Below are 16,185 nucleotides of genomic sequence, written 5' to 3'. Positions count from 1 at the left end.
ATGCTTGAGACGAATGTGAAACAGTTCGCCGGCGAGCTGAAAATGCAGCCCGAGCAGTTGCTCGAGCAGCTGAGATCAGCCGGCGTTGCAAAAAGCTCGATTGATGACACGCTGTCGCGTGAGGACAAGGCACGTCTGCTGGAATTTCTGCGCGGTGGGCGCGGCGACAAGGGTCGCGTGATGCTGAAGCGCAAGGAAACCAGCGAGATTCGCGCCAATGACGCCGCTGGCCGCTCGCGCACCATCCAGGTGGAAGTGAAGAAGAAACGCACGCTGGTTCGCCCGGAAGACGCTGCTGCGGAAACCGCCGCAGCCGAAGCCGCGCCGGTCGCCGACGTGACGCCGGCCCCGGTGGTTGAAGCCCGCCCGGAACCGGTCGTCGAAACGCGCCCGGAACCGGTGGTCGAGGCCCGGCCGGAAGCGGCTGCCGCCAAGCCGGAAGCTGCCCCGGCCGAGGCGCCTGCCGCCCCGGCGCCGGTTGCCGCTGCCCCGGTGGCCGACAGCAAGCCGGCACCGGCCAGGGCCGAAGCGAAGAAGGAAGCCGCTGCCGAGCCGGCAAAGGAAGCGCCGGCTGAAGCCGCTCCGGCTCGCCCGATCTCCATCCTCAGCGATGAGGAAATCGCGCTGCGCGCGGCTGACGAACGTCGTCAGGCCGAACTGCGCTCGCGCCAGGAAGCACTGATCCGCGAACGCCAGGAACGCGAATCCCGCCGCATGGCAGCCAAACTGGCCGCCCAGCAGAAGGCGGAAGAAGCCGCACGTCCGAAGCCGGTCGAAGCCCCGCGTGCCGCAGCCCCGGCTGCCGCACCCGCGGCGCGTCCGGCTGCAGGCGCCCGTCCGGCGGCCGGGGCTCGCCCCGCCGCAGCGGGTGGCGCGCGTCCGGCTCCGGGTGGTGCACGTCCTGCTCCGGGTGCGGCAGGCGGCGCGGCCCGTCCGGCTCCGGCTGGTGAAGACCGGCGTCCGGCCGGCGGTGCCAAGAAGGGTGCCGCAGGTGGTCATCGTGACAGCCGTGACGACAACAAGAAGCGTGGTGGTCTGAAGACCCGCGGCGGCGACGCCGGCGGTGGCTGGAAGACCGGCCGCAAGGGTGGTCGTCGCCAGCAGCAGTCCGGCCAGCATGCCTTCCAGGCACCGACCGATCCGGTCGTGCATGAAGTGCTGGTGCCGGAAACCATCACCGTTGGTGATCTTGCCCACAAGATGGCGGTGAAAGCTGCCGAAGTGATCAAGACGCTGATGAAGATGGGCATGATGGTGACCATCAACCAGGTGCTGGACCAGGAAACGGCGATGATCATCGTCGAGGACATGGGCCATATCGCCAAGGCTGCCAAGACCGACGATCCGGAAGCTTATCTGGAAAAGCCGGAAGGCCAGGAAGAAGCCCGCCAGGAATCGCGTGCACCGGTCGTGACCGTCATGGGTCACGTCGACCACGGCAAGACCTCGCTGCTCGACTTCATCCGTCGCGCCAAGGTGGCGGCAGGCGAAGCCGGCGGCATTACCCAGCACATCGGTGCCTACCACGTGGAAACCCCGCGCGGCATGATCACCTTCCTCGACACCCCGGGTCACGAAGCCTTTACGGCCATGCGTGCCCGTGGTGCGAAGGCGACCGACATCGTCGTGCTGGTGGTGGCGGCTGACGACGGCGTGATGCCGCAGACCATCGAAGCGGTGAACCACGCCAAGGCGGCCGGTGTGCCGATCGTGGTCGCGGTGAACAAGATCGACAAGGCAGGTGCCAATCCCGAGCGTATCCGCCAGGAACTGGTCAGCTACGAAGTCGTGCCGGAAGACTGGGGTGGTGATACCCAGTTCATCGAAGTGTCGGCAAAGCAGGGCACCAATATCGATGCGCTGCTGGAAGCGATCCTGCTGCAGGCCGAAGTGCTTGAGCTGACGGCGCCGATCGACGCCCCGGCCAAGGGCATCATCGTCGAAGCGCGTCTGGACAAGGGCCGCGGCCCGGTGGCCACGCTGCTGGTGCAGTCGGGTACCCTGCGCAAGGGTGACATCGTGCTGGCCGGTACCGCATTCGGTCGTGTCCGTGCCATGCTCGACGAGAACGGCAAGCAGATCGACCAGGCCGGTCCGGCCATTCCGGTCGAAATTCTTGGCCTGTCCGACGTGCCCGCCGCCGGTGAAGACGCCATGGTGCTGACCGACGAAAAGAAAGCGCGCGAAATCGCGATGTTCCGCGCCGGCAAGTTCCGCGACGTGCGTCTGGCCAAGCAGCAGGCCGCCAAGCTGGAAAACATGTTTGCGCAGATGGCCGAAGGCGAAGTCCGTTCGCTGCCGCTCATCATCAAGGCCGACATGCAGGGTTCGTACGAAGCGCTGGCCGGCAGCCTGCAAAAGCTGTCGACCGACGAAGTCCGCGTGCAGATCCTGCACTCGGGCGTCGGTGGCATCACCGAGTCGGACGTCAACCTGGCCGCTGCCTCGAACGCCGTCATCATTGGCTTCAACACCCGCGCCGATGCGGCTGCCCGCAAGGCTGCCGAGTCCAGCGGTGTCGACATCCGCTACTACAACATCATCTATGATGCGATCGACGAGGTGAAATCCGCCCTGTCCGGCATGCTGGCGCCGGAGAAGAAGGAAGAAATCACCGGTATGGTCGAAGTGCGGCAGCTGTTCGTCGTGTCCAAGGTCGGCACCATCGCCGGTTGTATGGTCATCGACGGCGTGGTCAAGAAGACGTCGCGCATCCGCATCATCCGCAACAACGTGGTGGTGCACGATGGCGAACTCGACTCGCTCAAGCGCTTCAAGGACGACGCGAAGGAAGTCAAGCAGGGCTTCGAGTGCGGTCTGATGATGAAGCACTACAACGATCTGGTCGAAGGCGATCATCTGGAAGCCTACGAGATCGTCGAAGTCGCCCGTACGCTGTAATGGCAATGGATGGCGGGACGTGCCGGCAACGGCACTTCCGGCCCGCGGCGGGCGAAAGCCCGCCGCTTTTGTTTTAGGAGGCAGAACATGCCGAAGAAAAAAGGCTTTTCCCGGGCCGACCGGATTGCCGACCAGATGCAGCGCGAGCTGGCGGAACTGATCCGTTCCGAGCTGAAGGATCCGCGTGTCGGCTTCATCACGCTGACCGGTGTCGAGGTCACGCGCGACTATTCGCACGCCAAGGTGTTCTACACGGTGATGAATGCCGAAGACCCGAGCGAAACCCAGGACACGCTGGACCGCGCCGCCGGCTGGCTGCGCAGCGAAATTGCGCGCACGATCAAGATCTTCACCGTGCCGCAGCTGCATTTCGTCTACGACCATTCGATCGAGCACGGCCTGTACATGGACGCGCTGCTGAACCGGGTCGCGCAGGAAGACGCCGAGCTTCGTCCCGAAGACGAAGACGCCGGCGAAGGCGAAGCGAAGTCCTGACGGGCCGCGCCACTTTCATCCGAACCCCTTTTCCGGCCGGTGTCCGCACCGGCCGGTGACACCGGACCCATGACCCAAGTTCGCATTCCCCGCCGTCCCGTGGACGGCGTTTTTCTGCTCGACAAACCGCTGCACCTGTCGAGCAACACCGCCCTGCAACGGGTGCGCTGGCTGTACCGTGCGCAGAAAGCCGGTCATACCGGCGTGCTCGATCCGCTGGCCACCGGCCTGCTGCCGGTCTGCCTTGGCGAAGCGACCAAGTTCTCCGCCTTTCTGCTCGACGCCGACAAGGGCTATTGTGCGACCGTCCGCTTCGGCGCGGTCAGCACCACGCTGGATGCCGAGGGGGAGATTACCCCGGTCGGGCCGGTGAACTTTGACGCCGACCGGCTGCGCGAGGTGCTCGACGGCTTCCTCGGCGAGATTGAACAGGTGCCGCCGATGCACTCGGCGCTGAAGTTCCAGGGCAAGGCGCTGTACGAGTACGCGCGCGAGGGGATCGAGATCGAGCGCAAGGTGCGCCGCATCACCATCCACTCGATCGAGCTGGTCGGGTTTGACGGCGACACCGCCGTGATCAATGTCCAGTGCAGCAAGGGTACTTATGTGCGCACGCTGGCCGCCGACATTGGCGCCGTGCTGGGCTGCGGTGCCTATCTGACCGGACTGCGCCGTACGCGGACGGCGGGTTTTGAAGTTGCCGACGCGCTGACGCTGGACGCACTGGAAGCGGTGGCGGAAGACGCGCGCGACGGGCTGCTGATGCCGCCCGACGTGCTGGTGGCCCATCTGCCGCGCACGGTGCTCGATGATGCCGACATTCACCGCCTCTGCCATGGTCAGCCTGCGCTGGCCGCACAAAATACCGTGCGGGCGGGGGAGAATGATGCAATAATCCGGGACTTCCGCCTGTACACAGAAGACGGGCGGTTTATCGGTCTGGGTGAAATCCGCAAGGATGGCCTGTTGTGGCCGAACCGGATGCTGGCCAACAAGCCCGTGTCCGCTTAGGGAGTACGGATGGGTCAAGGCTCGCCGTACTTGACCGGGGTTTCAAACCCCTTGTTTATCTGGAGTTTTACATGTCGATCTCCGTCGATCAAAAAGCCGTCATCGTCAAGGATTTCCAACGCGCTGAAGGCGATACCGGTTCCCCGGAAGTGCAAGTTGCGCTGCTGACCGCTCGCATCAACGACCTGACCCCGCACTTCAAGGCCAACACCAAGGATCACCACAGCCGTCGTGGTCTGCTGAAGATGGTCAGCCGCCGTCGCAAGCTGCTGGACTACCTGAAGCGCAACGACGCTGAAGCCTACCGTGCGCTGATCACCCGTCTGGGCCTGCGCAAGTAAGCGTGTAGATACGGAAAGGTCGCAGACTCTGGTTTGCGGCCTTTTTGTTTTGTCCGGTGGCAACAGCGCTGCCGGCACTGTTCTTTCGGAGCGCGCCCAGGCGCGACGCTCCCGTCTCCGCAGCGGGGTGAGCCTCTACATTTCGGCGTGGTCAGCACTGAAATGTAGGGGTTCCCGTTGCATCTCCCAACCGCGTTAAGGAATCCGCAACGTGTTCAAGAAATTCAGCAAGACCTTCCAGTACGGTCGTCATACCGTCACTCTGGAAACCGGCGAAATCGCCCGCCAGGCCCAGGGCTCGGTGCTCGTCACCATGGACGACACTGTCGTCCTCGTCGCCGTGACCGTGAACAAGAATGTCAAGCCGGGTCAGGACTTTTTCCCGCTGACCGTCGACTACTACGAACGCACCTACGCCGCCGGCAAGATCCCGGGCGGCTTCTTCAAGCGTGAAGGCAAGCAGAGCGAAAAGGAAATCCTGACCTGCCGCCTGATCGACCGTCCGATCCGCCCGCTGTTCCCGGCCGGCTTCTACCATGACGTGCAGATCGTTGCGACCGTCATGTCGCTGAACCCGGAAGTCGATGCCGACATCCCGGCCATGCTCGGCGCTTCCGCCGCGCTGATCCTGACCGGCGCCCCGTTCCAGGGCCCGATCGCCGCTGCCCGCGTCGGTTACGCCAATGGCGAATACATCCTGAACCCGACCCGCACCGAACTGGCCACCAGCGAGCTGGACCTGGTCGTTGCCGGTACCGAATCCGCCGTGCTGATGGTGGAATCGGAAGCCAAGGAACTGCCGGAAACCGTGATGCTTGGCTCGGTCGTGTTCGGCCACGAGCAGATGCAGGCTGCGATCCGCGCCATCAACGAACTGGCCGACGAAGTGAACCCGGTGCTGTTCGACTGGGCCCCGGCCGCCGAAGACGCCGAACTGGTCAACCAGATCAAGGCCATCGCCGAAGCCGACATCGGCGCCGCGTTCCAGATCCGTCAGAAGCAGGCCCGCAGCCAGGCGCTGAACGAAGCATGGAACAACGTCAAGACCGCGCTGATCAACGAAGACACCGACACGCTGCGTGCCAACCAGATCAAGGGCATCTTCAAGGATCTGGAAGCCGAAGTCGTGCGTGGCCAGATCCTCGCCGGCGAACCGCGCATCGACGGTCGCGATACCCGCACCGTGCGTCCGATCTCGATCCGTACCGGCGTGCTGCCGCGCGCCCACGGTTCGGTGCTGTTCACCCGTGGTGAAACCCAGGCCATGGCCGTGACCACGCTGGGCACCAAGCAGGACGAGCAGATCATCGACGCGCTGGCCGGTGAATACACCGAACGCTTCATGCTGCATTACAACTTCCCGCCGTACTCGACCGGTGAAACCGGCCGCATGGGCCCGCCGAAGCGCCGCGAAATCGGCCACGGCCGTCTGGCCAAGCGCGCACTGATCGCCGTGCTGCCGAAGCAGGAAGACTTCAGCTACTCGATGCGCGTGGTCAGCGAGATCACCGAATCGAACGGCTCGTCGTCGATGGCCTCGGTCTGCGGTGGCTGCCTGAGCCTGATGAACGCCGGTGTGCCGCTGAAGGCGCACGTGGCCGGCATCGCCATGGGCCTGATCCTGGAAGGCAGCCGCTTCGCGGTGCTGACCGACATCCTCGGCGACGAAGATCACCTCGGCGACATGGACTTCAAGGTTGCGGGTACCGACGCCGGCGTGACCGCCCTGCAGATGGATATCAAGATCCAGGGCATCACCAAGGAAATCATGCGCGTGGCGCTGGACCAGGCCAAGGAAGGCCGTCTGCACATCCTCGGTCTGATGAAGCAGGCCATCGACGAACCGCAGGAACTGTCGGAACACGCACCGCGCCTGTACACCATGAAGATCAATCCGGACAAGATCCGCGACGTGATCGGCAAGGGTGGTTCGGTGATCCGTGCACTGACCGAAGAAACCGGCACCAGCATCGACATCTCCGACGACGGCCTGATCACCATCGCCTCGATCTCGGGCGAAGGTGCTGAAGAAGCCAAGCGCCGCATCGAGGAAATCACCGCCGAAGTCGAAGTGGGCAAGGTCTACGACGGCACCGTGGTCAAGATCCTCGACAAGAACGTCGGCGCCATCGTGCAGATCATGCCGGGCCGCGACGGTCTGGTGCATATCAGCCAGATCGCCAACGAACGCATCGCCAACGTCGCCGACCATCTGAAGGAAGGTCAGCCGGTACGCGTCAAGGTACTGGAAACCGACGAACGCGGTCGTATCCGCCTGTCGATCAAGGCAGTGCTGAACGAAGAAGCCGGCGTCCAGCAATAACCGCTGCCCCCGCAAGCAAACCCGGCCATCAGGCCGGGTTTTTTGTGTCTGTCATATATGCTGTACACCGGCAATTGTTCTGCAAGTTGCGAAGCGAACAATTTGCGCGCTTACTATGGGTTTTTATGAACCACATGTCACAAAACTGCCATGTGTCGTGTAATTGCACGTCGCAAAGCGGAATTGCGTGTCATGGTGGTTTGATTAGAATCAAACCCGACTCGAACGCAGGCTTGCGTTCATCACCGAACCAAGGAATCAGAACATGTCGTTTCCCGTGACCCGCGCCACCTTCGATGAAGTGATGGTCCCCAACTATTCCCCGGCCGGTTTTGTGCCGGTCCGCGGTGCCGGTTCGCGCCTGTGGGACCAGCAGGGCCGTGAATTCATCGATTTCGGCGGCGGCATTGCGGTAAACGGGCTGGGCCACTGCCACCCGGAACTGGTGGCGGCGCTGACCGAGCAGGCCGGCAAGCTGTGGCACGTCAGCAACGGGCTGACCAACGAACCGGCACTGCGGCTGGCAAAGACCCTGGTCGACAATACCTTTGCCGAGCGCGTGTTCTTCTGCAACTCCGGCGCTGAAGCCAACGAGGCCTGTTTCAAGCTGGCACGCAAGTATGCGGCCGACCATTACGGTCCGCAGAAGAACGTCATCGTCTCGACCCGCAACAGCTTCCATGGCCGCACCCTGTTCACGGTGTCGGTCGGCGGCCAGCCGAAATACGTCGAAGGTTTTCTGCCGGCACCGAGCGGCATCCGTCATTGCACCTTCAACGACATTGACTCGCTGAAGGAAGCGATGGGTGATGACGTGGCCGCCATCGTGCTGGAACCGGTGCAGGGTGAGGGCGGCGTACTGCCGGCCACCCGTGCTTTCCTCAAGGCTGCCCGCGAACTGGCTGACCAGTTCAACGCGCTGCTGGTGTTTGACGAAGTGCAGACCGGCGTCGGCCGGACCGGCGCGCTTTACGCCTATATGGAATACGGCGTGACCCCGGATCTGCTGTCGTCGGCCAAGGCGCTGGGTGGCGGCTTCCCGATCGGGGCGATGCTGGCCACGGCCAGGGCAGCGGCCAGCTTTGTCGTCGGCACCCATGGTTCGACCTATGGCGGCAACCCGCTGGCGACCGCCGTCGGCCTGCGTGCGGTCGAAGTGATCAACACCCCGGCGGTGCTGGGCGGCGTGCGCGCCAAGGGCCAGCGCTTTATCGATGGCCTCAATGCGATCAATGCCGAGTACAAGGTGTTCCGCGAAGTGCGCGGCATGGGCCTGCTGCTCGGCGCCGTGCTGGCCGAGGAATACGCCGGCCGGGCCAAGGATTTCGTCAAGGCGGCCGAGAAGCAGGGCCTGATGGTGCTGGTCGCCGGCACCAATGTCGTGCGTTTCGCGCCCAGCCTGGTCATCCCGGAGCAGGACATCGATGAAGGTCTGGCGCGGTTCAAGGCCGCCGTGGCCAGCATCGCGGCCAAATAGGTCCCGCACAAGCATTCCAGACGGCGCTTCCAGGGGCGCCGCTTTTTTGGCCGCAAGAAGTCGTTGCCGGCCCGCGCGATAAAGAAATACAAGGAGAAGCATCATGCTGCTGGTCAGACCCATTCGGGTATCGGACCTGCCTGCGCTCGAGCACTTTGCCGAAGCAAGCGGTGTCGGCGTTACCAGTCTTCCCAACGACCGCGAACGGCTGTACGAGCGCATCCAGCGGTCGAATTCGTCCTTTGCCAGCGATATCGCCAGCCAGGGCGAGGAAATCTATGTCTTCGTGCTTGAGCGGGACGGCGAGGTGCTGGGCACCGCGTCCATCGTCGCCAGCGCCGGCTTCGACGAGCCGTTCTACAACTACCGCAATGAAACGCTGGTGCATGCCAGCCCGAGCCTCAAGGTCAACAACAAGATCCATGCGCTGACCATGTGTCATGACCTGACCGGGCAGACCCAGCTTGGCGGTTTCCACGTGCTGCCCGAGGTGATGGCCGGCGACGGTGCCCGACTGCTGTCGCGCGCCCGACTGATGTTCATCGCCAGCCACCGTGCCCGTTTCAGCGATCGCCTGATCGCCGAGCTGCTGGGCCAGTGCGACGACAATCTGCAGTCGCCGTTCTGGGACGCGATCGGTCGCCGCTTCTTCAACCTCGACTATGCGGCTGCTGAACATCTGGTGGCGACCAAGTCCAAGACCTTCGTTGCCGAACTGATGCCGACCTATCCGATCTATGTGCCGCTGCTGCCGGATGCGGCGCAGCAGGTGATGGGGCAGGTACATCCGGATGCCGAAGTGCCGTTTGCCATCCTGGCCGACGAAGGCTTCGAGGCCGACAACTATATCGACATCTTCGATGGCGGTGCCGTGCTGACCGCTCGCGCCCGCGACGTGCGCTCGATCTCGAAGAGCCGGGTGTTCAGCGTCGGCATCGACAATGTGCATCCCGAAGGCTCGGCCACCTGGCTGGTCAGCAGCGAGCGCTGTGTCGACTTCCGCTCCGGGCTGCTGCAGGCCGGTATCCGCGACAACACGCTGTGGATTACGCCGGATGCCGCCGAGGCATTGCAGGTCGTGGCCGGCGACAGGGTCCGCGCGATCGAGTTTCAGGGTGAGGGGAGGGACGCAGCATGATGGTGATTCGACCGATCGGACTCAATGACCTGGAAGGACTGATGGCGCTGGCGCAGAAGACCGGTACCGGCCTGACCACGCTGCCCGCCAACGAGGACCGCCTGTCGCGCCGCATCCAGCGCTCTAACCTGTCGTTCGCCGGCATGCTCGACAACGCCGATCAGGGCTATGTGTTCGTGCTGGAGGACAGCGAGACCGGCAGGATCGCCGGTATCTGCGGGCTGGAGGCCGCGCTGGGCCTGAAGGAGCCGTGGTACAACTACCGCGTCGGCACCATGGTCCACGCTTCGCAGGAGCTTGGCATCTACTCGCAGCACGAGACCCTGTTCCTGTCCAACGACCACACCGGCTATTCCGAACTGTGTTCGCTGTTCCTCGACCCCGACTATCGCGGCCACAAGAACGGCCCGCTGCTGTCCAAGTGCCGCTTCATGTTCATGGCGCAGTTCCCGCACCTGTTCTCGAAGATCGTCATTGCCGAAATGCGCGGCTATTCCGATGACGAGGGACGCTCGCCGTTCTGGGAAGCACTGGGCCGCCATTTCTTCAGTCTCGACTTCGGCCATGCCGACTACCTGACCGGTGTCGGAGAAAAAGCCTTTGTCGCCGAGCTGATGCCGAAATACCCGGTCTACATCGACTTCCTGACCCCCGAGGCGCAGGCGGTCATTGCCCGTACCCACGACAACACCCGCCCGGCGCTGGCCATGCTGGAAAGCGAAGGGCTGCGCTACGAGGGCTATGTCGACATTTTCGATGCCGGTCCGACCATTCAGGCCTATGTCGGCGAAGTGCGGGCGGTGAAGGAAAGCCGCGAACTGCCGGCCCGCATCGTCGACCCGATGCCGGACGACGCGCCGCTGGCGACCTGGCTGGTGTCGAACACCGAACTGGAGCATTTCCGCACCATTCTGGTCGATGCTCCGGCTCCCGATCTCGACGGCTTCTACCTGACGCCGGCACAGGCCTCGGCGTTGCGGGTCGAGCCGGGTCAGCACGTGCGCTTCGTCACGCTCAGCGCCAAGGAAGGAAAAGCCGCATGACCACCCTGTTCATTGATGGTGTCTGGCTCGCCGGCAACGGCACCCACATGCATTCGGTCGATCCGGCCCATGGCCGCGTGGTCTGGGAAGGGTCGGCGGCGGACGCCGCCCAGGTCGACGCGGCGGTCGCTGCCGGCCGGCGCGCGTTTCCGGCCTGGGCACGGCTGCCGTTCGCCGAGCGCGAGGCGGTCTGCCGCCGTTTCGCCGAACTGCTGAAGGCCAGCCAGGCCCGGCTGGCCGACGTGATTGCCCAGGAAACCGGCAAGCCACGCTGGGAGGCGATGACCGAAGTGACCACCATGGTCAACAAGGTCGACATCTCGGTAAAAAGCCATGCCGAGCGCACCGGCGAGCGCACCGGCCCGCTGGGTGACGCGCAGGCCGTGCTGCGCCATCGGCCGCATGGCGTGGTGGCCGTGTTCGGACCGTACAACTTCCCCGGTCATCTGCCGAACGGTCATATCGTGCCGGCGCTGCTGGCCGGCAACGCCGTGGTATTCAAGCCATCCGAGCTGACGCCGTGGACCGCGCAGGAAACCGTGCGCCTGTGGCAGGAGGCCGGCCTGCCGGCCGGCGTGATCGGTCTGCTGCAGGGCGCGCGCGAAACCGGCATCACCCTGGCCGGGCATGCCGGCATCGACGGGCTGTTCTTTACCGGCAGTTCGGCCACCGGCGAGATCCTGCACCGGCAGTTCGCCGGTCGTCCGGACAAGATCCTGGCGCTGGAAATGGGCGGCAACAACCCGCTGATCGTCGGTGATGTCAGTGGCAACGAAGACGCTGCCGTGTACCAGACCGTGTTCTCGGCCTATGTGTCGGCTGGCCAGCGCTGCACCTGCGCCCGCCGCCTGCTGGTGCCGAACGGTGCCGCTGGCGATGCCTTCGTCGCCCGGCTGGTCGAGGTCACCGGTCGGCTGAAGGTCGGTCGCTGGGACGATGCCGAGGCGCCGTTTATCGGCGCGGTGATCTCGCAGCCGGCGGCCGATGCACTGCTCGATGCCCAGGCGCGCCTGCTGTCGCTGGGCGGCCGGGCGCTGCTGACCATGCGCCGCATCGACGAAGAAGCCGCCATCCTCACCCCGGGCCTGATCGACGTGACCGGCGTGGCCGGCCTGCCGGATGAGGAATATTTCGGCCCGCTGCTGCAACTGATCCGCTATGACACGCTGGACCAGGCCATCGCCCTGGCCAACGACACCCGTTTCGGCCTGGCTGCCGGCGTGCTGTCGAATGACCGTGCCAGCTATGACCGCTTCCTGCTGGAAAGTCGTGCCGGGGTGGTGAACTGGAACAAGCCGCTGACCGGGGCTTCCAGCGCTGCACCATTCGGGGGCGTCGGGGCATCAGGCAACCACCGCGCCAGTGCCTTCTATGCCGCCGATTACTGCGCCTACCCGGTGGCTTCGCTGGAAGCCGATGCGCTGACGCTGCCGGCGCAACTGAACCCGGGGATGACGTTCTGATGGCGTTCGAGCTCAATATCGACGGGCTGGTCGGGCCGACGCACAACTATGCCGGCCTGTCGTTCGGCAATGTCGCGTCCACCGGCAATGCCCGCGTCACCGCCAATCCGAAGCTGGCCGCCCTGCAGGGGCTGGCGAAGATGAAGGCGCTGGCCGATCTCGGCTATGCGCAGGCGGTGTTCGCGCCGCACGAGCGGCCGGCGATCGGGGCGCTGCGCGAACTGGGCTTTGCCGGCAGCGATGCGCAAGTGCTTGCCCGGGCGGCGAAAGACGCCCCCGAGCTGCTGTCTGCCTGTTCGTCGGCGTCGTCGATGTGGACCGCGAATGCGGCCACGGTCAGCCCGTCGGCCGATACGGCGGATGGACGCGTGCACTTCACGCCGGCCAATCTGAACAACAAGTTCCACCGTTCGATCGAGCATCCGACCACCCGGCGTCTGCTGCAGGCGATGTTCCCGGATGAGAACCGCTTCGCCATCCATGCCGCCCTGCCGGCGCAGATGCACTTCGGCGACGAGGGCGCGGCCAACCATACCCGTTTTGCTGCCGCCTATGACCGGCCCGGCGTGGCGTTCTTTGTTTACGGCGGCTCGGCATTCGATGCCTCACGGCCGGCGCCGAAGCGCTTCCCGGCCCGGCATACGCTGGAAGCCTGCCAGGCGGTCGCCCGTCGCCATGGACTGCGCGACGACGCCGTGGTCTATGCCCAGCAGGATCCGGACGTGATCGATGCCGGCGTATTCCACAACGACGTGATCTCGGTCGGCAACCTGAACGTGCTGTTCCATCACCAGCAGAGTTTCGTCGACCAGCCGCGCGTGCTGGCCGAGCTGGCCGACAAGCTGGCTGTACTGGGCGGCGAGTTCGTGCCGGTCGAAGTACCGTCGGCGCAGGTCAGTGTCGGCGATGCGGTCAGAAGCTATCTGTTCAACAGCCAGCTGCTGGCCCTGGCGGACGGTGGTATGCGACTGGTGGTGCCGGAGGAGTGCCACAAGACCCCGGCGGTATGGGCCTATCTGCAGTCGCTGCTGGCCAGTGGCGGGCCGGTGCGGGAACTCAGCGTGTTCGACCTGCGCGAATCGATGCAGAACGGTGGCGGCCCCGCCTGTCTGCGCCTGCGCGTGGCACTGAACGATGCCGAACTGGCGGCGGTTAATTCGGCGATCCTGATCAACGACACGCTGTATGCGCGGCTGGTGGGCTGGGTCGAAAAACACTACCGCGACCGGCTGGGCGAGCGCGATTTCGCGGACCCGCAACTGCTGGCGGAGACCCGCGGCGCGCTGGATGAGCTGACACAGATCCTGTGCCTGGGATCGGTCTATCCATTCCAGCTGGCGTAATCGGCAGCGGGCCGGCCTGTATCCGGAATGCCCGGGGCGCCTGATGGCGCCCCGGGCATGACTTTTTCCGGCCGGCCTCCGGCGTTGAGCCATACTTTTGTTGTGCGTTTATCCGGTGTAACAAGAAGGTAATGACTATTTACCCAACTTGGCACAGTTCTTGATTGTTGCCTGGCAGGAACGGCCGGATTTTGTGTTCATCGCGGCGCAAATCCGGTCGACAGTATAATTGTCTGGCAATTCATGGAACTGCAACATAACCGACAAGTGAAATCAGCAAACCGTAAAGCATAGTGCGCCAAAATCGGGCGGCAGCCTAATTCCTTTGCACGAAAATAGTGCCATACGTGGCATAAAATTTTACATCCCGGCCATTTTTAACGATTTATCCTCTATTCCAACGGATATAAAGCGGAAAATTTGGCTAAAAACGTCTTTTGCCGCGTTGACAGCCCCATGGGGCCACTACATAATCGCCGCGCATCATCAACTGGATTAAACCAGTTTTTGCTTATAACAAGCGGCCTGCAGAGTACCCATCTGTAATGCCGCAATGACGTTCTGCAAGAGGAGAATCTCCGTGGACATCTTTCTGCAACAAATACTGAACGGCCTCGTGCTGGGCAGCATCTATGCGCTGATCGCGCTGGGCTACACCATGGTGTACGGCATCATGGGGCTCATCAACTTCGCCCACGGCGAAGTGACCATGATCGGCGCCATGGTGACTATCTCCGTGCTGGGTCTTTTCAGCAGCATGGGGCTGGCACTTCCGGGTCCCGTGCTGGTGTTGCTGGCCATCATGGTCGCCATTCCGACCTGCATGCTGCTGGGCTTCGTGATCGAGCGGGTGGCCTACCGGCCGCTGCGCAATGCGCCGCGCCTGGCGCCGCTGATCACCGCCATCGGCCTTTCCATCGTGTTGCAGAACGTGGCGATCCTGATCTGGGGCCGCAACTACATCTCGTTCCCGTCGCTGCTGCCGCACAACCCGCTCGACTTCTTCGGCGCGTCGATCACCGATCTGCAGATCGTGATCATCTTCCTCGCGCTGGCACTGATGGTCGGCCTGCTGATCATGGTCGAGAAGACCAAGCTCGGCCGCGCGATGCGTGCCACCAGCCAGAACCCGGCTGTCGCCGGCCTGATGGGGGTCAACGTCAACACCATCATTTCCACCACCTTCGTGATCGGTGCCGGCCTCGGTGCGATCGCCGGCGTGATGGTTGCCGCCAACTATGACCAGGCCCACTCGCACATGGGCTTCATCATCGGCCTGAAGGCGTTCACCGCCGCGGTGCTGGGGGGGATCGGCAACCTTGGCGGCGCCGTCGTCGGCGGTCTGCTGCTCGGGGTGATCGAATCGCTGGGCGCCGGTTATATCGGCGACCTGACCGGGGGCTTCCTCGGCTCGAATTATCAGGACATCTTCGCCTTCATGGTGCTGATCCTGGTGCTGGTGTTCCGCCCGTCTGGTCTGCTGGGCGAACGCGTCGCCGAACGCGCCTGATACAAGAATTCGAGGAGAAAACCAATGATTCAGCTTTCCAAAGGCAAGCAGTTCGCGCTGTTCGTCGCCTGCGGCATCCTGCTCGCGGTGCTGCCGTTCCTGGTCGGCAACACGCTGGGCAATTCCTGGGTGCGCACGCTCGACTTCGCGCTGCTGTACATCATGCTGGCGCTGGGCCTGAACATCGTGGTGGGCTTCGCCGGCCTGCTCGACCTGGGCTATATCGCGTTCTACGCGGTCGGTGCCTACAGCTACGCGCTGCTGAACTCGCCGCACTTCGACATCTTCTGGCCGTGGTGGATCCTGCTGCCGATCGGTGCGATCTGTGCCGCTTTCTTCGGCATCCTGCTCGGCACCCCGGTGCTGAAGCTGCGCGGCGACTATCTGGCGATCGTGACCCTCGGTTTCGGTGAAATCGTGCGGATCTTCATGAACAACCTGAACGCGCCGATCAACATCACCAACGGCCCGCAAGGCGTGAACATGATCCAGCCGGTGACCGTGGCCGGCGTGTCGCTGGGCAAGTCGCACGTGATCTTTGGTTACAGCCTGAACAGCGTGTACCTGTACTACTACCTGTTCCTGGCGCTGACCATCCTCACCGTCATCATCTGCTCGCGGCTGCAGCACTCGCGCATCGGCCGTGCCTGGGTGGCGCTGCGTGAAGACGATATCGCCGCCAGTGCCATGGGCCTGAACATCCGCAACATCAAGCTGCTGGCGTTCGCGCTCGGCGCGACATTCGGTGGCGTGTCCGGTGGTCTGTTCGCCAGCTTCCAGGGCTTCGTGTCGCCGGAATCGTTCGGCCTGCTCGAATCGATCATGGTGCTGTCGATGGTGGTGCTCGGTGGCATGGGCCACATCCCCGGCGTGATCCTCGGCGCGGTGCTGCTGACCATTACCCCGGAAATCCTGCGTGACGTTATCGGCCCGGTGCAGATGGCCGTGTTCGGCAAGATGCTGGTCGATCCGGAAAACGCCCGCATGCTGCTGTTCGGCCTCGCGCTGATCCTGGTCATGCTGCTGCGCCCGGAAGGCCTGTGGCCGAACAAGCGCCGCAAGGCGGAATTCCACGACGCGCTCGACGAGGGCGTACCGGCTACCGACTCGCAAGCCGCCGACGGACTCAAGGGATAACAA

The 16,185-nt window shown here is 63.8% G+C and carries 12 protein-coding genes; all 12 read left to right on the top strand.

The features are described 5' to 3' along the window. The 12 genes from infB (at nucleotide 1) to Q352_RS0113990 (ending at nucleotide 16,182) form a co-directional block, all read left to right on the top strand. Complete coding sequence (infB, locus tag Q352_RS0114045; RefSeq protein WP_028499892.1) at nucleotides 1–2,901, top strand: translation initiation factor IF-2; 2,901 nt, start codon at nucleotides 1–3, stop codon at nucleotides 2,899–2,901. 87 nt (nucleotides 2,902–2,988) lie between these two features. Then, complete coding sequence (rbfA, locus tag Q352_RS0114040; protein ID WP_028499891.1) at nucleotides 2,989–3,396, top strand: 30S ribosome-binding factor RbfA; 408 nt, start codon at nucleotides 2,989–2,991, stop codon at nucleotides 3,394–3,396. A 69-nt stretch (nucleotides 3,397–3,465) separates the two neighbouring features. Continuing rightward, entirely contained in the window at nucleotides 3,466–4,407 is a 942-nt protein-coding gene (gene truB / locus Q352_RS0114035) for a tRNA pseudouridine(55) synthase TruB (RefSeq protein WP_028499890.1), read from the top strand. Between the two features lie 71 nt (nucleotides 4,408–4,478). Next, entirely contained in the window at nucleotides 4,479–4,748 is a 270-nt protein-coding gene (gene rpsO / locus Q352_RS0114030; RefSeq protein WP_028499889.1) for a 30S ribosomal protein S15, read from the top strand. A 211-nt stretch (nucleotides 4,749–4,959) separates the two neighbouring features. Continuing rightward, nucleotides 4,960–7,071, top strand: a complete 2,112-nt coding sequence (gene pnp, locus Q352_RS0114025) for a polyribonucleotide nucleotidyltransferase (protein ID WP_028499888.1) — start codon at nucleotides 4,960–4,962, stop codon at nucleotides 7,069–7,071. Nucleotides 7,072–7,336: 265 nt separating this feature from the next. Next, a complete protein-coding gene (locus Q352_RS0114020; protein WP_028499887.1) occupies nucleotides 7,337–8,548 on the top strand; it encodes an aspartate aminotransferase family protein in 1,212 nt (403 codons plus the stop codon). Nucleotides 8,549–8,651: 103 nt separating this feature from the next. Next, on the top strand, nucleotides 8,652–9,686 hold the full coding sequence (astA, locus tag Q352_RS0114015; RefSeq protein WP_028499886.1) for an arginine N-succinyltransferase: 1,035 nt from the start codon (nucleotides 8,652–8,654) through the stop codon (nucleotides 9,684–9,686). Beyond that, on the top strand, nucleotides 9,683–10,729 hold the full coding sequence (gene astA, locus Q352_RS0114010; RefSeq protein WP_028499885.1) for an arginine N-succinyltransferase: 1,047 nt from the start codon (nucleotides 9,683–9,685) through the stop codon (nucleotides 10,727–10,729). The genes astA (Q352_RS0114015) and astA (Q352_RS0114010) overlap by 4 nt, the downstream gene beginning before the upstream one ends. Continuing rightward, entirely contained in the window at nucleotides 10,726–12,192 is a 1,467-nt protein-coding gene (gene astD / locus Q352_RS0114005; RefSeq protein WP_028499884.1) for a succinylglutamate-semialdehyde dehydrogenase, read from the top strand. The genes astA (Q352_RS0114010) and astD overlap by 4 nt, the downstream gene beginning before the upstream one ends. Then, on the top strand, nucleotides 12,192–13,535 hold the full coding sequence (gene astB / locus Q352_RS0114000; protein ID WP_244879585.1) for an N-succinylarginine dihydrolase: 1,344 nt from the start codon (nucleotides 12,192–12,194) through the stop codon (nucleotides 13,533–13,535). Before astD ends, astB begins: the two co-directional genes overlap by 1 nt. Before the next feature lie 580 nt (nucleotides 13,536–14,115). Then, entirely contained in the window at nucleotides 14,116–15,045 is a 930-nt protein-coding gene (locus Q352_RS0113995; protein WP_028499882.1) for a branched-chain amino acid ABC transporter permease, read from the top strand. A gap of 24 nt (nucleotides 15,046–15,069) precedes the next feature. Further along, on the top strand, nucleotides 15,070–16,182 hold the full coding sequence (locus Q352_RS0113990; protein WP_028499881.1) for an ABC transporter permease subunit: 1,113 nt from the start codon (nucleotides 15,070–15,072) through the stop codon (nucleotides 16,180–16,182). The last annotated feature ends 3 nt before the right edge of the window (nucleotides 16,183–16,185 follow it).

It is taken from the genome of Microvirgula aerodenitrificans DSM 15089, assembly GCF_000620105.1.
Classification (GTDB): domain Bacteria; phylum Pseudomonadota; class Gammaproteobacteria; order Burkholderiales; family Aquaspirillaceae; genus Microvirgula; species Microvirgula aerodenitrificans.
Note: the sequence above shows the minus strand (reverse complement) of the source record. Positions and strands in the feature narration are given on the sequence as shown.